Annotated in this window: 23 protein-coding genes; all 23 read left to right on the top strand. The window is 68.4% G+C overall.

Annotated features, from left to right (window positions below; all coding sequences use genetic code 11):
• The 23 genes from H5U26_RS11490 (at position 1) to H5U26_RS11380 (ending at position 20,937) form a co-directional block, all read left to right on the top strand.
• Positions 1-1,437: a terminase family protein gene (locus tag H5U26_RS11490; RefSeq protein WP_290619792.1), complete on the top strand. Its 1,437-nt coding sequence runs from the start codon at positions 1-3 to the stop codon at positions 1,435-1,437.
• The gene (locus H5U26_RS11485) at positions 1,434-2,987 is read left to right on the top strand and encodes a DUF935 family protein (RefSeq protein ID WP_290619790.1); all 1,554 of its coding nucleotides are present in this window, start codon (positions 1,434-1,436) and stop codon (positions 2,985-2,987) included. Before H5U26_RS11490 ends, H5U26_RS11485 begins: the two co-directional genes overlap by 4 nt.
• The gene (locus H5U26_RS11480) at positions 2,987-3,148 is read left to right on the top strand and encodes a hypothetical protein (protein WP_290619788.1); all 162 of its coding nucleotides are present in this window, start codon (positions 2,987-2,989) and stop codon (positions 3,146-3,148) included. Before H5U26_RS11485 ends, H5U26_RS11480 begins: the two co-directional genes overlap by 1 nt.
• Complete coding sequence (locus tag H5U26_RS11475; RefSeq protein WP_290619786.1) at positions 3,141-3,398, top strand: TraR/DksA C4-type zinc finger protein; 258 nt, start codon at positions 3,141-3,143, stop codon at positions 3,396-3,398. The genes H5U26_RS11480 and H5U26_RS11475 overlap by 8 nt, the downstream gene beginning before the upstream one ends.
• On the top strand, positions 3,391-4,650 hold the full coding sequence (locus H5U26_RS11470) for a phage minor head protein (RefSeq protein WP_290619784.1): 1,260 nt from the start codon (positions 3,391-3,393) through the stop codon (positions 4,648-4,650). Before H5U26_RS11475 ends, H5U26_RS11470 begins: the two co-directional genes overlap by 8 nt.
• A 95-nt stretch (positions 4,651-4,745) precedes the next feature.
• Positions 4,746-5,279 (top strand): phage virion morphogenesis protein, encoded by a 534-nt coding sequence (locus tag H5U26_RS11465; RefSeq protein WP_290619782.1) that lies wholly within the window; start codon positions 4,746-4,748, stop codon positions 5,277-5,279.
• Between the two features lie 265 nt (positions 5,280-5,544).
• On the top strand, positions 5,545-6,654 hold the full coding sequence (locus H5U26_RS11460) for a hypothetical protein (protein WP_290619780.1): 1,110 nt from the start codon (positions 5,545-5,547) through the stop codon (positions 6,652-6,654).
• A 43-nt stretch (positions 6,655-6,697) separates the two neighbouring features.
• On the top strand, positions 6,698-7,042 hold the full coding sequence (locus tag H5U26_RS11455) for a capsid cement protein (protein WP_290619778.1): 345 nt from the start codon (positions 6,698-6,700) through the stop codon (positions 7,040-7,042).
• Between the two features lie 51 nt (positions 7,043-7,093).
• On the top strand, positions 7,094-8,035 hold the full coding sequence (locus H5U26_RS11450) for a hypothetical protein (protein WP_290619776.1): 942 nt from the start codon (positions 7,094-7,096) through the stop codon (positions 8,033-8,035).
• Between the two features lie 32 nt (positions 8,036-8,067).
• Positions 8,068-8,313 (top strand): hypothetical protein, encoded by a 246-nt coding sequence (locus H5U26_RS11445; protein ID WP_290619774.1) that lies wholly within the window; start codon positions 8,068-8,070, stop codon positions 8,311-8,313.
• Between the two features lie 12 nt (positions 8,314-8,325).
• Positions 8,326-8,853, top strand: a complete 528-nt coding sequence (locus tag H5U26_RS11440; protein WP_290619772.1) for a DUF1320 domain-containing protein — start codon at positions 8,326-8,328, stop codon at positions 8,851-8,853.
• Positions 8,850-9,320, top strand: a complete 471-nt coding sequence (locus H5U26_RS11435) for a hypothetical protein (RefSeq protein WP_290619769.1) — start codon at positions 8,850-8,852, stop codon at positions 9,318-9,320. Before H5U26_RS11440 ends, H5U26_RS11435 begins: the two co-directional genes overlap by 4 nt.
• On the top strand, positions 9,317-9,499 hold the full coding sequence (locus H5U26_RS11430; RefSeq protein ID WP_290619767.1) for a hypothetical protein: 183 nt from the start codon (positions 9,317-9,319) through the stop codon (positions 9,497-9,499). The genes H5U26_RS11435 and H5U26_RS11430 overlap by 4 nt, the downstream gene beginning before the upstream one ends.
• Positions 9,500-9,505: 6 nt before the next feature.
• Positions 9,506-10,261, top strand: a complete 756-nt coding sequence (locus H5U26_RS11425) for a hypothetical protein (RefSeq protein WP_290619765.1) — start codon at positions 9,506-9,508, stop codon at positions 10,259-10,261.
• 6 nt (positions 10,262-10,267) lie between these two features.
• Complete coding sequence (locus H5U26_RS11420; RefSeq protein WP_290619763.1) at positions 10,268-10,792, top strand: DUF6631 family protein; 525 nt, start codon at positions 10,268-10,270, stop codon at positions 10,790-10,792.
• A gap of 188 nt (positions 10,793-10,980) precedes the next feature.
• Entirely contained in the window at positions 10,981-13,755 is a 2,775-nt protein-coding gene (locus tag H5U26_RS11415; RefSeq protein WP_290619761.1) for a phage tail length tape measure family protein, read from the top strand.
• A 3-nt stretch (positions 13,756-13,758) separates the two neighbouring features.
• Positions 13,759-14,961: a hypothetical protein gene (locus H5U26_RS11410; protein ID WP_290619759.1), complete on the top strand. Its 1,203-nt coding sequence runs from the start codon at positions 13,759-13,761 to the stop codon at positions 14,959-14,961.
• Entirely contained in the window at positions 14,954-15,805 is an 852-nt protein-coding gene (locus H5U26_RS11405; protein WP_290619757.1) for a DUF2163 domain-containing protein, read from the top strand. Before H5U26_RS11410 ends, H5U26_RS11405 begins: the two co-directional genes overlap by 8 nt.
• Positions 15,796-16,218 carry a hypothetical protein gene (locus H5U26_RS11400; RefSeq protein WP_290619755.1) on the top strand — a complete coding sequence of 141 codons (423 nt, stop codon included), beginning with the start codon at positions 15,796-15,798 and terminating at the stop codon, positions 16,216-16,218. The genes H5U26_RS11405 and H5U26_RS11400 overlap by 10 nt, the downstream gene beginning before the upstream one ends.
• On the top strand, positions 16,215-16,451 hold the full coding sequence (locus H5U26_RS11395; protein ID WP_290619753.1) for a hypothetical protein: 237 nt from the start codon (positions 16,215-16,217) through the stop codon (positions 16,449-16,451). Before H5U26_RS11400 ends, H5U26_RS11395 begins: the two co-directional genes overlap by 4 nt.
• Positions 16,435-19,926 (top strand): phage tail protein, encoded by a 3,492-nt coding sequence (locus tag H5U26_RS11390; RefSeq protein ID WP_290619751.1) that lies wholly within the window; start codon positions 16,435-16,437, stop codon positions 19,924-19,926. Before H5U26_RS11395 ends, H5U26_RS11390 begins: the two co-directional genes overlap by 17 nt.
• Positions 19,927-20,108: 182 nt before the next feature.
• The gene (locus H5U26_RS11385; RefSeq protein WP_290619749.1) at positions 20,109-20,468 is read left to right on the top strand and encodes a DUF2793 domain-containing protein; all 360 of its coding nucleotides are present in this window, start codon (positions 20,109-20,111) and stop codon (positions 20,466-20,468) included.
• A gap of 13 nt (positions 20,469-20,481) precedes the next feature.
• The gene (locus H5U26_RS11380; RefSeq protein WP_290619747.1) at positions 20,482-20,937 is read left to right on the top strand and encodes a rhomboid family intramembrane serine protease; all 456 of its coding nucleotides are present in this window, start codon (positions 20,482-20,484) and stop codon (positions 20,935-20,937) included.
• Positions 20,938-21,064 lie beyond the last annotated feature (127 nt).

Raw genomic sequence — 21,064 nt, 5'->3', positions numbered from 1 at the left:
ATGGGCCGTGCGCGCTGCATCCCGGCCGACCCCAAGGCCACGTTTCTGCCGTTTCAGTCGCGCTGGATCAATGACAACGCCCGCCTGAAGCTGGCCGAGAAATCCCGGCAGATCGGCTGGTCCTGGTCGTCGGCCTATGCCTGCGTGCGGCGCACCGCGCGCCAGGGCGCCCGCTCGGACCAGTGGGTCAGCAGCCGCGACGAAATGCAGGCGCGGCTGTTCATCGATGACTGCAAGCTGTGGGCGGACGTGCTGCGCATCGGCGCGCAGGATTTCGGCGAGCAGGTGCTCGACGGCGATCAGCGACAGACCAGCTTCGACCTGAAATTCGCCAACGGGCACGTGATCCACAGCATGTCGAGCAACCCGGACGCGCAGGCCGGCAAGCGTGGCGGGCGCGTGCTCGATGAGTTCGCGCTGCACAAGGATCCGCGCAAGCTGTGGGCCATCGCCTATCCGGGCATCACCTGGGGCGGCAGCCTGGAGGCGTTCAGCACGCATCGCGGCAGCCACAACTTCTTCAACCTGCTGATCCGCGAGATCCGCGAGGCCGGCAACCCCAAGGGCATCAGCCTGCACCGGGTGACGCTCGAAGACGCCCTCAACGAGGGCCTGCTATTCAAATTGCAGCAGAAGCTGCCGCCCGACGACGAGCGGCAGGACATGGACGAAGCGGCCTATTTCGACTTCGTGCGCGCCGGCTGCGTGGACGAGGAATCGTTCGAGCAGGAATACCAATGCAGGCCGGCCGATGACGACGTCGCGTTCCTGGAATACGACCTGATCTCCTCCGCCGAGTACGCACAAGACATCGACTGGTGGCAGATGGAGGGCCGCGAGCTGTATCTGGGCATCGACATCGGCCGCAAGTGCGACCTGACCGTGCTGTGGGTGGTCGAGCGCCTGGGCGACGTGCTGTACACGCGCCACATCGAGGAGCTCAAGGCCATGCCCAAACCCAAGCAGGACGCGATCATCTGGCCGTGGATCCAGCGCTGCCGGCGCACCTGTATCGATGCCACCGGCCTGGGCATCGGCTGGGTCGATGATGCGCAGCACCGTTTTGACGAATACCGGGTCGAGGGCGTGACCTTCACCGTCAAGGTCAAGGAAGCGCTGGCCTACCCGGTGCGCGGCGCCATGCAGGACCGCAAGCTGCGCATCCCCTACGACCCGACCATCCGCGCCGACCTGCGCAGCGTGACCAAGCAGACCACGGCCGCCGGCAATATCCGCTTCACGGCCGAGCGCACGCCGGACGGCCACGCCGACCGCTTCTGGGCGCTGGCGCTGGCGATCCACGCGGCATCCAGCCCGGCGGCGCCGATCGAGTTCCAGTCCACCGGTCGGCGTGCATCGGCGCTGGACGGCACCGACTTTGGCAGCGCGGGCTTCGGCACCGTGACCGGCGGCAATGACTTCGGAGGCTACGCATGAGCACCCCACGCCCGGAGCCGGGCCGCGAAATCGCCACCACGGCGGACGGCGTCGACATCACCCGCGGCTTTGTCGGGCCGTTCCTGCTGCCATTCGACAACGTGCTGCGCACGCGCGGCAACTACGACCTGCTGATCTATGAGCACGTGCTCAGCGATGAGGAGGTCAAGTCCGCGCTGAACCAGCGCATGCTGGCCGTGACGCAGTGCGAGTGGGATGTGGAGCCCGGCGGCAAGCGCGCCATCGACAAGGCGGCGGCGGCCGACCTCAAGGCGCAGCTGCACCGCATCGGCTGGGACAACGTCACGACCAAGATGCTGTTTGGCGTGTTCTACGGCTACGCGGTGGCCGAGATGATCTACCGCCCGGAAGGCGCCCGCGTGGTGATGGACACGATCAAGGTCCGCAACCGGCGCCGCTTCCGCTTCGGCAAGGATGGCGACCTGCGCCTGCTCACCATGTCCACCATGACCGAGGGCATACCGGCCCTGCCGCCCTATTTCTGGCACTTTTCCTGCGGCGCGGACCACGACGACGAACCCTACGGCCTGGGCCTGGCGCACTGGCTGTACTGGTCGGTGAAGTTCAAGCGCAACGATGTAGCGTTCTGGCTGATCTACGCCGAGAAGTTCGGGATGCCGACGGGCGTGGGCCGCTACGACCCGGACGCCACCGAGGGGGAGCGCCAGAAGCTGCTGGCCGCGGTGCGGGCCATCCAGACCGACAGCGGCATCATCCTGCCCAAGGGCATGGAGATCGCCCTGCTTGAAGCCAGCCGCAGCGGCGCATCGGATTACGCCACGCTGTACGCCGCCATGAATGCGGCGATCCAGAAGGTGGTGCTCGGCCAGACCGCCAGCACGCAGGGCACGCCCGGCAAGCTCGGCAATGACAACCTGCAGGCCGACGTGCGCAAGGACATCATCAAGGCCGACGCGGACCTGATCTGCGAGTCCTTCACCCTCGGCCCGGCGCGCTGGCTGACCGAGTGGAATTTCCCCGGCGCCGCCGTGCCGCGCGTGTATCGGATCACGGAGGAGCCGGAGGATCTGGACTCGCGCGCCACCCGCGACAAGACCATCACCGAGATGGGCTTCGTGCCGTCGCTGTCCTACATCACCGCCACCTATGGCGGCGACTGGCAGGCCAGGGCTGTGCCGGCGCCGACAGCCGCCCTGCCGCTGCCGGCCGATGCCAACTTCGCCGGGCCGGCCGCGGCGGGCCTGCCGGTGGGCGGCGAGTGGCGCCCCAGCCCGTACCATCGCCGCGCGGATCCGGCGGCGCAGTTTGCCGCCGCCCAGGACAACGCGCCGCTGCCCAGCGCGCAGCTTGCGGCGCAGCTGGCGCCCCTGGCGCAGCCCGTCATCGACGGCTGGATCGACACGCTCACCGACATGGTGCGTCAGGCCCAGCCCACGAGCTTCGCCGAGCTGCGCGCGCTGATCGTGGACAGCTACGGCGATCTGCCGGCCGACCAGCTCGGCGCCCTCCTCGCCGCCGCGCAGGAAGCGGCGCAGGCGGCCGGCCGCTACGACGTGGCGCAGAGCTGATGGGCACGGCCGCTGTCATCCTGCTATGCCTGTGGCTGCTGGTGCAGCGCATCGGCCGGGCGATCGACCGCTCCGACGCCGATGCCGCGCTGCGCAACGGCGTTGCATTGATCGTCGAGCTGGTCGACGACCCGGACATCGGAGCAAACCTCGATGTATGAGCGGCCCGCCGATTGGCTGGACATGGGCGCCGACCTGGCCGAGCGCGAGCGTGCCGCCGTGCTGGCCGGCCATGCCGAGCGCCGCGCGCGTGAGGCGGCCGCCGCCGCTGCCGCCGCCGGCCGCACCGATGCGCAGTGCGACGACTGCGGCGCACAGATAGAGCCGCGGCGCCTGGCCGCGATGCCGCACGCCACCCGCTGCGTGCCCTGCCAGAGCCTGGCGGCAACACAGGCAGGGCGCCGTGCCTGAGCCGCTGCCGTCCACCACGGCCGGCGTGTTTCACCGGCCCTTCGACGAGCAGGTCGCGTTTTTCCGGCAGAAGCTCGGCAACCTGGTGCCGACCCGCACCTGGCGCGACATGCAGGGCGCGGCGCACGACAGCGGCTTCATGGTGGCCGGCGCGCAGAAGGCGGACCTGCTGGCCTCGCTGGCCGCGGCCATCGACCGCGCGCAGGCCGAGGGCACCAGCCTGGAGGCATTCCGCAAGGATTTCCGCGCCGCCGTGGCGGCCACCGGCTGGACCGGCTGGACCGGCGAGGGCACCGCCGGCGGCGAGGCCTGGCGCACGCGCACCATCTACGTCACCAACACCAAGACCGCCTACCACGCCGGGCGCCTGGCGCAGCTGCGCGCCGGCAATTACGCCTATTGGGTGTACCGCCACAACGATTCGGTGCGCCACCCGCGTCCGGAGCACCTGAGCTGGGACGGCATCACCCTGCCGCCGGATCATCCCTGGTGGAACACGCACTACACGCCCAACGGCTGGGGCTGCGAGTGCTTCATCGTCGGCGCGCGCAGCCTGGCCGGCGCGCGGCGGCTGGGCGGCAAGCCGGACAAAGCACTGCCGGCGGACTGGAACAGCATCGATCCGGCCACCGGCGCGCCGCCGGGCATCGACGAGGGCTGGGGCTACATGCCCGGCGGCACGGTCAGCGACACCGTGCGCGCCATGGCGGCGAAGACACAGCAGTGGGAATACACGCTGGCCAAGGCGTACATGCAGGACGTGCCGGATACCCAGCGCGATGCGCTCGCCACCGCCTACCGCGAGTTGCCGTCAGTGGCCGACGACGTGCGCCGCTACGCGCAGCGGGCGATTGCCGCCCCGCAGGTGCCGGACGCGGTTGCGCCCTATCGCACCATGGGGCTGCTCACCAGCGATCAGGCCGCGCAGGTAAAGGCGGCGACCGGTACAGACGTGGGGCTGTTCGATTTCGCGCTCGATGCGTCGACGGTGCTGCACGTCCAGGACGTTCATGGCGATCCCGCCACCGAGACACCGCGCGGCCAAGTGGCAGTGACGGCGGCCGACTATGGCCTGTTGCCGCGGATCCTGAACGCGCCGGATGCGATCGAGCGCGATGGATCGTCCAATGTGGGGCGCGGGGTGATGCGGTTCATCAAGACGATCGGTGGGCGCCGCTATGTGGCCGCCTTTGAAGTGCGCACCAAGCGCAAGATGCTGGCGCTGCAGAGCTTGTGGATCGTGGGGAATTGATCGATAGGGGCTGGTGCGCCCCTGCCTAACGTCCGCAACGTTTCGGGGTATGAGCCCAACGGCGCGATGCCGCACCAGCACCGAGAGGATAACGCATGGCCCGCATCACCTTCGACATCGATGACGCCCAGACCCGAGCCGACATCGGCCGCATCCTGGGCCTGCTGCAGAACCCGACGCAGGCCCTGGACGATATCGGCGAGTACCTGATCGTCTCCACCAAGGCCCGGTTCGGCGCCGGCGTGGCCCCGTCGGGCGTGAAGTGGAAGGACAACTCGCCGATCACCCTGGCGCGCAAGAAGGACACGCGCCCGCTGCACGGCGAGTCCGGCCGGCTCGGGCGGGAGATCCTGAAATTCGTGGACCAGGCCGAGGTCGAGGTCGGCTCGAACCTCATCTATGCGGCCGTGCAGCAGTTCGGGGCCAAGATGGGCGAGTTCGGGCGCTACAGCCAGCTGTCGCGCCGGACGAAGTTTGCCGAGGGCGACTGGCGGCGCAACGCCGGCACGGTCAAGGGCTTCCCGATCCCGTGGGGCGACATCCCGGCGCGGCCGTTTCTGGGCCTGTCGGCCGAGGACGTGCGGGCGGTCCTGGACATCGTCCAGAAGCATATCGAGGGCGACGGCTGAAAAACGGGCCTGTGAGGCCCGAAAACGTCAAGGGCGGCCCCAACTGCCACTCGGCCGGCCCCATCGTGTCAGACACACTGTCAGGGCGGCGACAGGGGCATCGTGCGGCGGCCCGCGCCCTGCGCAAGGCGCCCAGCTCCACCCGCGGATGATTCGGCCCCCTGCGGGCCAGGGCGTGGACCAGCAGCAGGCGCCCTCGCGCGCGCGTGGAAAGTTCTGAACGCGGACCAATGATCTACAGCGGCTGGCGCATGAAGATGGCGCCATGCAACAGCCAGCCGATGCCGCCCACATGCTGCACATCTTCCGCGCCGGTCGTCACGTGGCGACCGACGGCAACGCCTACGAATTCGGCGAGGCCGCCATCCGCGAGCTGGCGGATAGCTACGACCCGGCCGTGCTCGAAGCGCCGCTGGTGGTGGGCCACCCCAAGATGGACGACCCGGCCTATGGCTATGCCCGCACCCTGCAGGCGGACGGCCCGAACCTGTATGCCGAGCCGCACCAGGTGGAGCCGCAGTTTGCCGAGCTGGTGAACCGTGGCCAGTTCAAGCGCATCTCGGCCTCGATCTACCTGCCGGATTCGCCCGGCAATCCCAAGCCGGGCCAGCACTACCTGCGGCACATCGGTTTCTTGGGCGCCGCCGCGCCGGCGGTGAAGGGCCTGCGCCCCGCGACTTTTGCCGAGGGCGACGCGCCGGTGGAGTTCGTGGAATCGCTGGCCGGTGTCGGCCGCTCGCTGACGGGGCTGTTCCAGCGCCTGCGCGACTACTTGATTTCCCGCGACGGCCTGGAGCAGGCCGACCAGATCATCCCGCAGTGGTCCATCGCCGACATCGACGCGATGACCCGAGAACCCCCCAAGCCGGAGGAAGTCATGCCGACCGACCAGACCACCCAGACCGCCCAGTTCGCCGAGCGCGAGCAGCAGCTCGCCACCCAGGCCGCCGACATCGCCGCCCGCGAGGCACGGCTGGCCGAGCGCGAGGCACAGACCCGCCGCGCCGACGCCGTTGCGTTTGCCGAAACGCTGGTGCAGGCCGGGAAACTGCTGCCGCGCCAGCAGGCGCCGGTGGTGGAGCTGTTGATGGTGCTGCCGGCCGCGACCACGGTCAGCTTCGCCGAGGGCGACGGCCAGGTGAGCAAGCCGGCGGCCGACGTGCTGCGCGGCCTGCTGGCCGAGTTGCCCAAGCAGATCGATTTCAGCGAGAAGTCCGCCGCGACCGACATACCCACGACGGCCGATTTCTCCGTGCCGCCCGGCGTGCAGGTGGACCCGGTGCAGATGGAGCTGCACAGCAAGGCGCTGGCCTACCAACGCGAGCACGCCGGCACCGACTACATGACCGCCGTGCTGGCCGTCAGCGCCGCCTGATCGCGGCCCGCAACCCCTTCACTCACTCAGGAGCGTCCCGACCATGTCCGCAGCCTCGATCCCCGTACTCACCCTGTCCGTCAAGGCCACCGCCGCGCTGACGGCCGCTCGCTTCGTCACCGGTGCCGGCGCAGTCGCTGCCGGCGCTGCTCGGGCGCTCGGCGTGGCGCGCACCGACGCCGCCATCGGCGAATTCGCGCCGGTGGACGTGCTTGGCATGGCGGTTGTCACCGCCGGGGCCGCCATTGCCGCCGAGGCGCTGATCGAGGTCGGCACCGCCGGCAAGGCGGTCACCAAGAGCGCCGGTGTCGTGGTGGGCCGGCTGGCGCCGGGCGCCGTGGCCGCCGCCGATGGCGACCTGATCGAAGTGATCCTGATCCCGAACTAAGCCACCCCCGGCCACCGCTCACCTTATCTACTCACCCACGAGGCCAAGACCATGCCGCAGATGACCCCCGCCCAGGCGCGCGCCGCCGATCCGGTCCTCACCACCCACGCGCGCGGCTACCGTAACGCCCAGCTGGTGGCCGACCGGCTGTTCCCGTTCGCCGACGTGGCTGCCTACGGCGGCCGGGTGATCGAGTTCGGCAAGGATGAGTTCAAGCTCTACGGCGCCAAGCGGGCGCCCGGCGCCGACGTGAAAAACGTGACTATCAGTTATGGCAGCGCCTCGTACTCGATCGTGCCGTCGGCGCTCAATGCCATCGTGCCGAGCGAGTTGATGCGCGACGCCAGCCAGGTGCCGGGCATCAATCTGGCAACGCGCGCCGTGAATAAGGCTCTGCGCTCGCTGCTCCTGGAGTACGAGTCCGACGCCGCCGCCATCGCCACCAATGCGGCCAGCTACGACGCCAACCACAAGGTGACGCTCAGCGGCACCGACGTGTGGTCGGATCCGGCATCGGACCCGACCGGCGATGTGGAGGATGGCAAGGAGGCGGTCCGCGCCAGCATCGGCATCTACCCCAACACGCTGCTGCTGTCGGCCAAGGCGGTCAAGAACTTGCGCAAGCACCAGAAGATCATCGACCGCAGCTCAAACACCGGCATCCGCCGCGTGACCCTGGAGCTGCTGGCGCAGATCTTCGAGGTCCAGAACGTGGTGGTCGCAGGCGGCGTGGTGGCGAACGATGCCGACGTGCTGGCCGACGTATGGGGCACCGCTGCGGTGCTGGCATACGTGAGTGAGGGCGCCGATGTCAACGCCGACATCACCGAGCCGAGCTACGGCTACGGCTACCGCATCGAGGGCATGCCGCTGGTGCGGTCGCCCGTCTGGCATGACGGCTCGCTGAGCTGGCGATACGGCGTGAGCAATGACTGCACGCCGGTGCTGGCCGGCATGGCGGCCGGATTCCTGATTGCCGGCGCCGGCCTGTAAGCGGCGCCACCCCCCCCTGCGAGGAGCAGCCCATGGCCACGAAGAAAGCAACCCCGCCCGCGCCGCCGCCACCCGACCCCGTTGCCGGTGCGCCGGACATGGTGACGTGCACCGTGCTCGACGTGCTCAAGCACAACGGCCAGATGTACGGCCCGGCCGGCAATGCCGCCGGCTGGCCTGACCAGGTAGAACTGACGCCAGCCCAGGCGGCTGCGCTGGCCGCTGCCGGCGTGGTGGCCGCTTCGGCTGTCGCCCCGGCAGAGCCGACGCAGGACTGATCGGCCTGATCCATGTACTGCACCCCCGCCCAATTGGCCGACGCCAAGCTCGTGCGCGAGCTGGCGCAGGTGGCCACGCCGGAACGGCTGCCCATCGTGGCGGACGATCTGTTCGAGGCCGTGCTGCGCGGGGAGGACACCAGCGCCTTCCCGGCTGGCGATGTCGCCAACGCCAACGAGGCGCTGGCGGTGGTGGTGCGTGCGCTGACCGATGCCGACGGCGTGATCGACGGCTACCTCGCCCTGCGCAAGCCGGTCGCCTACACGCTGCCGCTGGACCCGGTGCCGGGCATCGTCGGCGTCTGGGCGCGCTGGATTGCCCGCTACCTGCTGCACAAGGATCGCGTCAACACGCGCGAGGAGACCGATCCGGTGGTGCGCGATTACGAGCGCGCCATCAAGTTCCTGGAACAGACTCGGGACGGCAAGTTCGCGCTGGGCGCGGACGATCCGCTGCCCCCGCCCAGCGGCGGTGCGCCGGCCGTGTGCGCGCCGCAGCGGGTGTTCACCGCCGAGACGCTGCGGGACTACGGCACGTGAGCGCGGCGCCGTTCGACACTGGGCTGATCATCACGCGGCTGCGCACGCCGTTGCCGGGCGCGCTGCGCCTGGTCGGCGGCAGCGCCGACTACGCCAGCATCGACAAGCTGCAGGACTTCCCGGCGCCGTGCGCCTACGTGCTGCTGGGCCGCGAGCGCGGCGCCCAGATTGCCAGCGGCCAGAGCCTGCCCGGCGTGCAGAACGCCGTGGCGCAGATGATGGCCGTGACGTTCGGGCTGGTGATGGCGTTTCGCAATTACCGCCTGGAGGGCCAGGAGCTGCGTAACGAGCTGCGCGACCAGGTGGGCGCCGTGCGCGACCGCCTGCTCGGCTGGACGCCGCCGGTGTCCGGTGGCCGCGCCTGCGAGCTGCTGCAGGGCGACCTGGTCGCCTACGACGCCGGCACCGCCGTCTGGACGGACGTGTGGCGCACCCAACATGCCATCAAACCGGAGATTGCCCCGTGAGCAAGATCGATTCCGTCACCGTCACCCTGCTGCGCGCGGGCCATGAGCACCAGGGCAAGCCCTGCGCCGCCGGCGACCAGATTGCCGTGCCCGTCGCGGTGAAGGACTGGCTGATCACGCTGGGCCTCGTCGCGCCGGATCCGGCGCCCAGCAAATCCACCCGCAGCGCACAGGAGTAAGAAGCCATGGACCTGACCGAATATTTCAGCTTCCAGGGCCAGATCAGCATCGGCGAGCGCAACTCGGACGGCACGCGCAAGCCGGCGCAGTGGGTGTTCGACGCCTCGGCGATGAGCTGGGCGATGTCCGTCACGGCCGAGGAAAAGCGCGAGAGCTGGTCCGGCAGCCGCGGCCTGGGCGCGCGCCTGAAGACCGCCCGCGACATGACCGTCAACCTCACGCTCGGGCAATTGAACATCGCCAACTCGGTGAAGGCGCTGGACGGCACGCGGGTGGACATCGTCAGCGGCAGCGCCAGCGGCGAGGTCATCGGCGATGTGAAGGCCGGCGACGTGTGGGCGCTCAAGTATTCCGCCGTCAGCTCGGTGGTGCTGAGCGCCAGCGGCCCGGTTTCGCTGGTCGCGGGCACCGACTACACGCTGAACCCCGATACCGGCGTGATCAAGTTCCTGACCACCAAGACGGCGGTGACCGGGGCCTACAGCTACGCCGCGCAGAGCGTGGTGACCGCGTTCACCGGCGGCAACAAGGCCTGGTACCTGCTGTTCGACGGCATGAACACGGTGGTCGGCGCCGAGGGCAAGGTGATCGGCGAGGTCTACAACCTGAGCCTTGACCCCGCGGCCGAGATCGCCTGGATCAACGATTCGTTCGGCGAGCTGCCGCTGACGGGCAAGGCGATGCTGGATCCGGTGCGCCAGAGCGATGCGCAGTACGGCGGCTATGCCCGCGTGAAGTACATCGATCCGACCCCGGTCTAAGGCGCCATGGCCCGCAAGCTCGGCAATGGCGCCGTGCAGTCCACTGCCGGCCAGCCCGCGCGCCGCCAGCCGGCGCCGGCGCTGGCCGTGCTGCACCCGGAGCGCGAGGCGCGCATCGCCGACCGGGTGGTGCAGGTGCGCGAGTACGGTTACGTCGAGGGCCTCAAGCTGCAGGCCGCCTGCAAGGAGTTCCTGGACGCGCTGTACGGGCTGTTCTCGGCCGCCCTGGACCCTCCGAGTACCGATGACCTGGCTGAACTGATCGGCACCCACATCGTGACCGTGCAGTGGCTGATCGCGCAGGCGCTGACGCCGCTCGACGACGACCCGCAGGCGTTTGCCGCCGCGGTCGAGCAGAACGCCCGCTGGGTCGGCCGGCTGTCGGAGCGCGACGGCGACACGCTCACCACCGTCTGGTGGGAGACCAACACCGGTTTTTTTACCCGCCGCCTGCAGCGTCGGCTGCAGGCACGGCTCGCGGCCGAGCGGGCGGCAAGCCAGTCGGCATCGAGCGCGTCTACGACTGCCTGATTGCCGCCGGCTATGGCCGCACGCCGGCCCAGATCGGCCGCTACACGTGGCGGCAGCTGCAACTGTTTTACGCGGCGCGCCAGGCCGCCATCCGCCAGGAACGGCGCGCCAGGCTGACTGACAACAACGCCGCCTTCGCCGGCGGCAAGGCGGCGCGGGACTTGGCCCAGGCGCTCGGAGATTGACCCGTGTCAGACCGTAACCTCGAACTCGCGCTGCGCATCCGCGCCGACATGGCGGATGCGGCCAAGCAGGTGCAGCAGGTCGACGCCGCCATCGACAAGCTGGGCGCGACCGGTCGCGACACTGCGCAGGATCTGAACGCCACCGCCGGCGCGGCGGACAACGCGGCCAGCAGCCTCAACAAGGAAGCCGGCGCCGCCACTGCCGCCGCCGCCGCGCACGGCAAGCTGGCGCCGGCCGTGGCCAACGGCGCCAACGCGATGCGTCGCGCCGGCCTGACCGCCGGTCAGTACCAGCAGGCCATGCGCCAGCTGCCGGCGCAGGTGACGGACATCGTGACCGGCCTGGCATCCGGGCAGTCGGTGTTCATGGTGGCAATCCAGCAGGGCGGGCAGCTGCGCGATTCCTTCGGCGGCGTCACGCCTGCGCTGCGTGCGCTCGTGGGTCTCATCTCGCCTACGGTGGTCGCCGTCACGGCCGGTGCTGGCGCCTTCGCGTTGATCGGCAAGGCGCTGTTCGACGGCTACCGGGAAATGCAGCGCTACGAGCAGGCGCTGATCAGCACCGGCAACACGGTGGGCCTGACCGCCGGGCAGCTATCCGACCTCGCCGACCGCGTGGGCGAGGCCAGCAATGCCTACGGCGACGCCGAGACCGCCACCGCGGCACTGGCGGCCAGCGGCAAGATCACCGGCGCGGCCCTGGAAGACGCCACCCGCGCGGCGGTGGCCCTGGCCAAGCTGACCGGCGACAGCATCGAGGACACCACCAGCAAGATCATCAAGCTGGCGACCGCGCCGACCAAGGTGATGGAGGAGCTGAACAGCCAGTACCACTTCCTGACGATCTCCATCTATGACCAGGTGACGGCGCTGGAAAAGCAGGGCCGCACGCAGGAGGCCGCGCAGGTGGCCATCGAAGCGTTCGCCAACGTGCACGAGCAACGCGTGAAGGAAGCGGAAGAACGCGCCGGCTCGCTCGAAAAGGCCTGGCGCGCGGTGCGCAACTCGATCGCGTCCGCGTGGGATGGCCTCAAGGAAGTCGGTAAGGACAACACGCAGGCTGATCTGCGCGCCGCCCAGGCACGGCTGGATTTCCTGCAGGCCAGTCGCGCCAACTTCCCCGGCGACGCTCAGCAGCGCATCGACGCCGCCCAGGCCGAGGTGGACAGCCTCAAGGCGCAGGTGCTGGTGCAGGGGCAAGTCGCCCGCCTGCAGGCCGATTCGCAGGCCCGCACCGACGCCGCCATCGCCAAGAAACAGGCGCAGGAAAAGGCGGAGGAGGAGTGGGAGCGCCTGCGCCTGGCGAACCTGGACCGCCAGCAGAAGCTGGAGCAGGAGATCGCCGACATCCGCAAGACCGGCTTGGCCGCCAACAAGACCGAGCCGGAGATCAAGGCGCAGGAGGATGCCGCCCGCGCCCGCGCGGCGCCGGCCGTGGCGAAACCCGCGCGCGGCAGCACTGCCAAGACCGCCGCGCAGCAGGCGGAGGACGCCGCCCAGCGCGAGCTGGCCAACCTGGAAAAGCAGGTGGCCCTGCTGGGCGCGGTCGAGGACGGCCAGAAGCGCGCGAGCGAGGAAGCCCGCGTCCGCTATGAGATCGAAAACGGCGGCCTGGCGGCGGCCAGCGCCGCCACCCAGCAGCAGCTGATCGACCAGGCCAAGGTGCTGGACGCCAAGCGCGCCGACCAGCTGGCCGAGCAGCAACGCAAGCGCGCGGCCGAGGAAACCGAAAAGGCCTACGACAGCCTGCGCGAGTCGCTGCGCACGCCGGCCGAAGTGGCGGTGGATACCGCCATCGAGAGCATCGAAAAGCTCAACGCCGCGCTCAAGGCGGGCCTGATAACGGCCGACGAATACAACGCGCAGGTCGGCAAAGTCGTCGAAAAGTCCTTCGCGCCGCCGCCATCGTTCGCGGGATTGGCACCGGAAATCGGCGGCATCGACAGCGAGCAGTTCCGGCTCGACCAGGCATCGGAGCGTTTGCAGGAGTGGTATGACCAGCGGCTTGAACAGCTGGCCGACTCCCGGCGCCGCGAAGCGGATCTCAATGCGGAATGGGATGCCTGGGAGCTGGAGAGCAAGAAGCAGTACCAGGCCAAGCTCGCCGAGCTCGGCGACGCCCAGAACCAGCTCACCCTGACGCGCGGCGAAGAGGCCTTCGGCGCCATGGCCGACATGGCCCGCCGCGCCGCCGGCGAGCAGAGCACCGCCTACCGGGCGCTGTTCGCGATCAGCAAGGGCTTTGCGCTGGCGCAGGCGGTTATGTCGCTCGGGATCTCGCTCGCCAAGGCACAGGAAAAGGGCTTCCCCTGGTCCTTCGCCGAGACGGCGTCTGTAGTGGCGCAGTTCGCGAACATCAGCGCCATCATCAGCTCGGCCGTGCTGGGCTATGCCGACGGTGGCCAGATCCGCGGCCCCGGCACGCGCACCAGCGACAGCGTGCCGATCTGGGCATCGGACCGCGAATACATGGTGCGCGCGGCCAGCGCCACGCAGCCCGGCGCGCTGAGCTTCCTGGACGACTTCAACCGGCGCGGCATGGCCGCCGTGGCGGACTGGCGCGGATTTGCCGACGGCGGCCTGATCACCGCGGCCGAGCCGCGCATGGCGCTGTCCGATGGCCCGCCGATGCAGGCCGTCAACAAGAACAACATGCGCGTCTATGTGGTGCAGAACGAGGACCAGCTCGCCCAGCGCCTGGCGCAGCACCCGGCGCTGGAAAAGGCCATCGTGGTCACCGCCGGCCAGAACGGCTCGGCCATCCAGGCGCAGTGGTGAGCCGTGGGTAGCTTTACCGTCGCCGGCGCGCGCGTGTGGCCAATCTCGCCGGATTGGTCCAACGGCGTGCAGGAGACGCTGGCCTGGCTGACCGACGTGCTGCAGGCCAACGCCAGCGGCAACACCCAGCACCGCGGCCTGCGCATTGCGCCGCGCCGCCGGCTGGCCTTCGAGCTGCTGGCCGGCGGCCAGGAGCGGCGCACGGCCGACATGCTGCTGGCGGGCTACGGCGGCGCCTGGCTGCTGCCCATCTGGCCGGACGGCCAGCGCCTGGTCGGCACGCTGGCGTCCGGCATCGACATCGTGCCGTGCGCGACGGCGGGGTTCGATTTCGTGGTCGGTGGGCAGGCGCTGATAGTCGATGCCGTCAACGCCTGGGAGGTGGTCAATATCGCCGCCATCGCGGCCGGCTATCTGGCGCTGACGGATCCGACGCTGACCGCGCACGGCCCCATCGCGCGGCTATATCCGCTGCGCCGCGCGCGGGTGCAGGACGGCGCCGAGGAACGGCTGCGCTCGGATGACGTCGGCCGGCGCAGCATCACGTTTGACCTGATCGAGCCGTGCGACTGGCCGGAGCTGGCCAGCCCGACGCTGTATCTGGGCCATCCGGTGATGGACATGCCGCCGGAGGAAAGCGACGACCCGACCGCCAGCACGTCGCGGCTGATTGAGCTGGTGGATTACGACGCCGCGCTGCCGTTGGCGCACGACCTGGCCGGCCGCGGCCTGCGCACGCAGCGCATGGCGTACAAGCTGTTCGGGCGGGCGGAGCACACCTGGCTGCGCTCGCTGCTGTACACGCTGCACGGTCGGCGGGTGCCGATCTGGATCCCGAGCTACGCGGCGGACCTGCTGCCGGCGGCCACCCTTGCCGGCGGCAGCACGAGTCTGAGCATCGAGTGGGCGGGCTATACGCTGTTTGGCAAGAATCAGCCGAACCGCAAAGACGTGCGCATCGAGCTGCTCGACGGCACGGTGTATTACCGGCGCATCGACAATGCCGTGGAGGCCGGCGCGACCGAGACGCTGACGTTGAGCGCCTCGCTATCCGGCAGTGCCATCGCGGCGGGCGCCATCCGGCGGATATCGTTCATGGCGCTCTCCACGCTGGCCAGTGACGAGGTGGAAATCGACCACATTACCGACCAGGACGGCGTGGCGACCGTGACGCTCGGCTGGCAAGCGGTGGTGCCGGATGTTTGAGACGTTCGAGCTATCCCGCTTCCTCGGCCGCCCGGTGCGACTGTTTGTTTTCCAGCGGCAAAGCGTGGTGTGGCGCTTTTGCAATGCCGACCGCAATCTGGTCATCGGCGGCAATACCTATCTGGCCGCGCCCATCGACCGCGGCGAGATAAAACAGACCGCCGAGCGGGCCAAAGACAAGCTCACTATCACGCTGGCCTATCTGCGCGACCCGAACGCGCCGGAATTCCCGGCCACGCAGGCGCTGGGCGACAACTGGCACCCGTATATCCCGAGCGATTCGATTACCGTGACGTGCCTGGCCACGCATTACGGCGACACCGATCCGCCGGCCGTGGAATGGTCCGGCATCGTCACACAGCCGAGCTTCACCGACATCGAGCTGACGCTGACCTGCGAACAGAGCCCGGCCATCGCCAAGGCCCGCAACCAGGGGCCAAAGTGGCAGCGCGCCTGCTGGAAGACGGTGTATTCGACCGGATTGCGCGGGTGCAATCTGGCGCTCGATGCGTTCGAGGTGTCCACCACGCTGTCGGCAGTGAACGGTTTGGATGTGGGATCCAGCGCGTTTGCCGATGCGCCGCTGGCGCTGGATGGCGGATGGATCGAATGGACGCGCCTCGATGGCCTGGTGGAGCGCCGCTCGATCATGGAGCACAGCCTGGGCAATCTGAGGCTGCTTTACGGCGCGGCCGATCTGGCAGTTGGACTGGCCGTCATTGCCCGGCCCGGCTGCCAGCAGACCTGGGCCGCCTGCGTGGCGCGGGGCAACACCATCAACTATGGCGGCGCCATCTACAAGCCGCGCAAGGATCCAACCGAGACGCCGATGTCATGGACCTGATGCGCAGGCTCTGGTACGTGTGGTCGTGGCGCCTGCGCTACTGGTGGATGGACACCCGCGCCGGTCGGCAGGCGCGGATCATCGTCTGGTGCCTGGGCACGTTGGGCACGGTGCTGCACCTGGTGCGGCTGGTGGTGGTCGGCATCCTGCATCCGCTGCCGCCGGACCAGCCGGCAAAGGCGATTACCTGGTGGGTGGCGGGCCTGGTGCTGGGCATCGTGATGGCGGCGGTGGCGTTTTTCATGCGGCCCAAGATCGAGGCGCCCAAGCCGATGCAGTCCACGGCGCCCAATACCGAAGACGGCCTCGCCGTGCGGGACGTGTTCGGCACGGTGTGGATCGACGATCAATTCGTGCTGGCCTGGAAGGGCATGGGCACGCAGAAGATCAAGAAGAAGGGCGGCAAGAAGTGATCATCACCACGCGCCACTTGTTCAGCATCCCCGGATTCTCCAGCCGGCCGGGGTTTTGCCGTGGCGGTGCACGGGCATGGTTCGCGGCGCACGGTCTGGATTGGTCCGACTTCGTGCGCAACGGCATTGCGGCCGAGGTAATGGAGGCCACCGGCGACGCCCTGGCGCTGGCGCTGGTGGCCTGGGCGCGGGAGTGCGCGACAAAGGAGGCGGCCGATGGGCGGCAGCAGTAAGAAGCAGACCGTCGGCTACTGGTACAAGCTGCTGTATCACGCCGGCCTGTGCAAGGGGCCGATCGACGCGTTCCTGGAGTTTCGCGGCGGCGATCGGACGGCCTGGCAGGGCAATCTGACCGCCAGCGGCACCATCAACATCAATAAGCCCAAGCTGTGGGGCGGCACCGAGGAACAGGGCGGCATCGTCAGCGACGTGGACGTGATGTTCGGCGAGGCCACGCAGGCGCCCAACGCCTACCTGCTGGCCAACCTCGGCGCGCAGGTGCCCGCCTGGCGCGGCCTGGCCACGCTGGTTTTCAAGGGCGGCAAATACGGCGCCATGAACCCCTACCCGCAGAAGGCCAGCTACAAGATTCGCAAGATCAGGCAGGGGTGGGATACCGACCCGTGCTGGTATCCGGAAACGGCGCCGGTCGGAAAAATCATGCAGCGAGCGCCCGTCAGCAACCCTTACGGCTGGCTGGCCTATTCCACGGGATGGCTGAATATTGGCTGCGCCGAAGAATGGACAGGTACCTATTTTGTAAATCAGAGCTGGTTTAAAGGGTCTATTGATTCGATTCGGGTGACCAAGGGCGTCGCACGCTATACCACTGAAACCTATGCAGTGCCCACGGATGAATTTGATACCAGCGGCGCAGATCCCTATTGGGCCAACGTATTGTTTTGTCTGTTGTTCAATGGCGATAACGGCAGCACGACGATCATAGATGCCAAGGGCCACACAGTCACCGCCTACGGCGGCGCCGCACTTAGCACGGCGCAAAGCAAATTCGGGGGATCATCGTGTTATTTCGATGGGATAGATGATCGGGTTCAGATCGATTTTACGCCTGGCGAGGAAGACCTGGGCCAAACGTTCACACTGGAGGCGTGGATCAATCTTGATACATTATCCACATATATGTATGGCAATGTTATCCTCAGTGCAGGGCCACTCAGTATTCCTCATAGAGATACAGACTGGCGTGTTTTGGGCGACAAGCTGTCGTTTTTTATAAATGATTCCGGTCCGCCAGTGATTGTAGACATAAGCGGCGACAGAGAACCCATCGGTGTTGGAGAGTGGCACTTTGTTTCACTAAGCAGGAATGGCGCGACCGGGCTGTATTACATGCATGTTGATGGTGTGCTGGCGACTGGTTTGCCAGACATTGATTTTTCGATGAACCCCGCCCACATCCTGTACTTCGCCCGCACAAATTCGGACCTCGGCCGCGAGCCAACGGCCAACATCAACGACGCCAGCCTCGCCGCCGCCGCCGACACGTTGTACGCCGAAGGCTTCGGCATCTGCACCACGCGCGACCCGGCCAACGAGAGCGTCGAGGAGTTCGAGCAGCGCATCAGCAAGCTGATCGACGGCGCCTTCAGCCGCGACCCGATCACTGGCCAGTGGCATCTGGACCTGGCCCGCGGCGACTACGTGCTGGGCGATCTGCCGATCCTGACCGACGACGACATCCTGGACTTCAAGGAGCTGCCGTCCACACTCGACAACGCCGTCAACAGCGTGTCGGTCAAGTATTTCGATCCCGAGAAGAAGGAGACCATCACCACCCCGCCGGTGCAGGCGCGGGCGCTCATCGCGGCCTTCGGCACCATCCACCAGACCATCGACTATCCAGAGATCCCGACCGCCAGCCTCGCCGCCCGCGTGGCGCAGCGCGAGCTGCAGGCCACCGCCACGCCCACGCGTGCCCTCGACCTGGTCTGCACGCGCAAGCCCTTTGCCTGGCGCCCGAACACGTACTTCCGCCTGCAGGCCCCCAAGCGGGGCATCGCCGACATGGTCTGCATCGTGGGCGAAAAGGAGACCGGCAGCCTCAAGAGCGGCGCCATCCGCCTCAAGGCCACGCAGGATATCTACTCGCTGCCCGCCACGGCGTTCGCGCAGGTCGAGCCGGGCGTCGATACCGACCCGTCGCAGACGCCGGCGCCGATCACCGCGCAGGCCGCCTTCGAGGCGCCGTACATCGAGGTGGTCAGCGCACTGAGCCGCGCCGACCTGGAAGTGCTGCCGGCCGACGTCGGCTACCTGGCGACCGTCGCCGCCGATCCTGCCGTCAGCACCAATTACACAGCCATGGTCGACGCCGGAGCGGGATACATCGAAACCGTGGACGGCGACTGGTGTCCGAGCGCATTGGTGGTCGAGGTGGCTTCTTGGCCCGATACCGCCTTCACCCTCAGCGGCGCCACGCGCCTGGACGAAGTCGCAGTCGGTTCGGCCGCGCTGTGGGACGACGAGATCGTCCGCGTCGATGCAATCGACCCTGCGGCTGGCACCGTCACGCTCGCCCGAGGCTGCGCAGATACCGTACCGAGCCAGCATGCCGCGGGCTCGCGGATCTGGTTCTACCAGGACAATGCGGCGGTCGACCTCACCGAGTACACCGCCGGCGAGACGCTGGCTATCAAGCTGCTCACCAACACCAGCAGCCAGCAGCTCGACATCGGCGCCGCCAGCGCCATGTCGCTGGACGTCGTCGGCCGCGCCGTGTTGCCCTACCCGCCCGGCAACGTGAAGATCAACGGGGTCTCCTATCCCGTGGCCCTGGCCGGCAACCCGCTCATCGCCTTCGGCTGGGCGCACCGCGACCGCCTGCTCCAGGCCGATCAGCTCATCGACACACTGCAGGCCAGCATCGGCCCCGAGGCCGCCACCACCTACACCCTGCGCCTGTACGGCGAGACCGACACCCTGCTGCGCACCGAGACGGGGCTGACGGGCAGCAGCTACACGTGGACGGACGAGGAGGCGGACAGCGGGTTGACGGTGCCTGGGTCGCCGGGCTTTACGTACAACGAAGACACCTTCGACACAGACTCCACGTCGCAATACACGCAGGTCGCCGATGCGAATGCCACGTGGGCCATCGCCAGCGGCGAGCTGACCGCGACGGGAGGCACCCAAGCAAAGTTCATTCGCAACGGCACGTCCTATACGGACGTGGTGATCGAGGCGGACATTAACACCGCCGGCGACGGAGGCTTGGTGCTGCGATTCGTCAATAGCAGCAACTACTACCTGCTTGCGCTCTACGATGATTCTGGCGCTGCCCCATCCCAAAACATCAGGATTTTCAAACGCGTCGGCGGCGCCTATACCCAACTAGCACAGGCCAACATCTCGTGGGCGCGCGGCACATCGAAGACGATCCGGTTCCGGGCCGCCGGCACGGCCCTGACAGCGTTCGTGGACGGGCAACAAGTGGCATCGGCAACAGACTCCGCGCACGCTGGCCCCGGCGGTGTCGGATTACGCAACAACGCCGGGGGCGGCAATGTCTCCAAGTTCCAGGCGTTCCGCTGGAACATCCAGGGGACGCAAGCAACTCGCCTCAACGGCCGCATCCGCGCCGAGCTCGAGTCCGTCCGCGCCGGCCTGGTCAGCCATCAGAAACACAACATCACCGTGGACCGCGCCGGCTGGGGCTACCAGTGGGGCAACTACTGGGGCGGCCCGTGACGCGCTGCTACCACTTCCACCATTGCCCGGCCCGCCACGCAGGCCAGCAGCCGCACAGGCAGTCCGAACACCGCCCCGTGCCCCTGCCACATCATCGCGCCGCCGCCCAGCGGCCACGGCAACCCCGGCCGTCCGACCGTCGCCCCCGCCCATAACCCCATCCCCCCAACCAGGAGCCCAACATGCCATCCAGCACCGAACCCCGCAGCGGCCTTAAATACGGCTGGTCCCTCGGCGAGTCCGGCTGGTCCGCGGAGATGAACGACAACATCCTGCGCATCGGCCGGTTTGGCCTGCACCTGTCGGCCAAGGATCGCGACCTAACCGCCCCGCCAGGCTCCCCCGCCACCGGCGACACCTACATCCCCGCCGCCCCCGCTACAGGGGCCTGGGCCGGCCACGAAAACGAAGCCACGGTGTGGGATGGCGCGGCGTGGATATTCTCCGGCCCCCTGCGCACCGGCACGCTGGCGCACATCGAGGACGAGCAAAAGCTCAGCGTGTTCCGGGCCGGCGCCTGGTCCGCCGGCGTGGCCGTCTGAATTGGCGGCTGCGGTGCTGGCTTGCATCACAGATGTGCGCGAAGCTGTTGTGCGCGTCGGCGTGTTTCATCATCACGATAGCCTGCACCTTGCCGCCAATCTGCTCATGCTGGCCGCGTGCTGGCCGTCCATTTCCACCACCCTTGGCGCGCGCCGCGCTGTCGTCCTGCTCGCCGCTGCTGCACTGGCCTCCAACGCCATCGCCGCGAGCCTGCTCGCCCGGCCCGTCATCGGCGCCAGCGGAGCCGCCGCCGCAGCCCTGGCCGCGTACCTCACAGTGCGCCCCCACGGCCGACTGATGGGTTGCCCCGCCGGCGCCGTGGCACTGGCCTGGCTAGGCTCGCAAGCCATCTTCGCCACACTCGGCCCCGCCTACGCCGGCATTGCCTGGCCCGCCCACCTCATCGGCGCCGCCCTGGGCGCGCTGGGTGCGCAGCTGCTGCGCAGGGGGTGCATCCCGCCGGCGTAAGACAGGGCGACGGGCCGCCGCCGGCAAGCGGACGGCCCGCCGCCGCAACACACGCGATCCGCCGCGTGGCATTGGCCTAGGCCCTGCTGCTCTCGAGAGCCGGGCAAGTCTAGGTGCCCTCAGAACC

Source organism: Immundisolibacter sp., from assembly GCF_014359565.1.
GTDB lineage: Bacteria > Pseudomonadota > Gammaproteobacteria > Immundisolibacterales > Immundisolibacteraceae > Immundisolibacter.
This window is presented reverse-complemented; position numbering and strand designations above follow the sequence as displayed.

What these genes read in the sequence shown, in the direction of transcription:
- H5U26_RS11490 (WP_290619792.1), top strand. Translation starts at nt 1, where the DNA reads ATGGGCCGTGCGCGCTGCATCCCGGCCGACCCCAAGGCCACGTTTCTG.
- H5U26_RS11485 (WP_290619790.1), top strand. Translation starts at nt 1,434, where the DNA reads ATGAGCACCCCACGCCCGGAGCCGGGCCGCGAAATCGCCACCACGGCG.
- H5U26_RS11480 (WP_290619788.1), top strand. Translation starts at nt 2,987, where the DNA reads ATGGGCACGGCCGCTGTCATCCTGCTATGCCTGTGGCTGCTGGTGCAG.
- H5U26_RS11475 (WP_290619786.1), top strand. Translation starts at nt 3,141, where the DNA reads ATGTATGAGCGGCCCGCCGATTGGCTGGACATGGGCGCCGACCTGGCC.
- H5U26_RS11465 (WP_290619782.1), top strand. Translation starts at nt 4,746, where the DNA reads ATGGCCCGCATCACCTTCGACATCGATGACGCCCAGACCCGAGCCGAC.
- H5U26_RS11460 (WP_290619780.1), top strand. Translation starts at nt 5,545, where the DNA reads ATGCAACAGCCAGCCGATGCCGCCCACATGCTGCACATCTTCCGCGCC.
- H5U26_RS11455 (WP_290619778.1), top strand. Translation starts at nt 6,698, where the DNA reads ATGTCCGCAGCCTCGATCCCCGTACTCACCCTGTCCGTCAAGGCCACC.
- H5U26_RS11450 (WP_290619776.1), top strand. Translation starts at nt 7,094, where the DNA reads ATGCCGCAGATGACCCCCGCCCAGGCGCGCGCCGCCGATCCGGTCCTC.
- H5U26_RS11445 (WP_290619774.1), top strand. Translation starts at nt 8,068, where the DNA reads ATGGCCACGAAGAAAGCAACCCCGCCCGCGCCGCCGCCACCCGACCCC.
- H5U26_RS11440 (WP_290619772.1), top strand. Translation starts at nt 8,326, where the DNA reads ATGTACTGCACCCCCGCCCAATTGGCCGACGCCAAGCTCGTGCGCGAG.
- H5U26_RS11425 (WP_290619765.1), top strand. Translation starts at nt 9,506, where the DNA reads ATGGACCTGACCGAATATTTCAGCTTCCAGGGCCAGATCAGCATCGGC.
- H5U26_RS11420 (WP_290619763.1), top strand. Translation starts at nt 10,268, where the DNA reads ATGGCCCGCAAGCTCGGCAATGGCGCCGTGCAGTCCACTGCCGGCCAG.
- H5U26_RS11405 (WP_290619757.1), top strand. Translation starts at nt 14,954, where the DNA reads ATGTTTGAGACGTTCGAGCTATCCCGCTTCCTCGGCCGCCCGGTGCGA.
- H5U26_RS11400 (WP_290619755.1), top strand. Translation starts at nt 15,796, where the DNA reads ATGGACCTGATGCGCAGGCTCTGGTACGTGTGGTCGTGGCGCCTGCGC.
- H5U26_RS11390 (WP_290619751.1), top strand. Translation starts at nt 16,435, where the DNA reads ATGGGCGGCAGCAGTAAGAAGCAGACCGTCGGCTACTGGTACAAGCTG.
- H5U26_RS11385 (WP_290619749.1), top strand. Translation starts at nt 20,109, where the DNA reads ATGCCATCCAGCACCGAACCCCGCAGCGGCCTTAAATACGGCTGGTCC.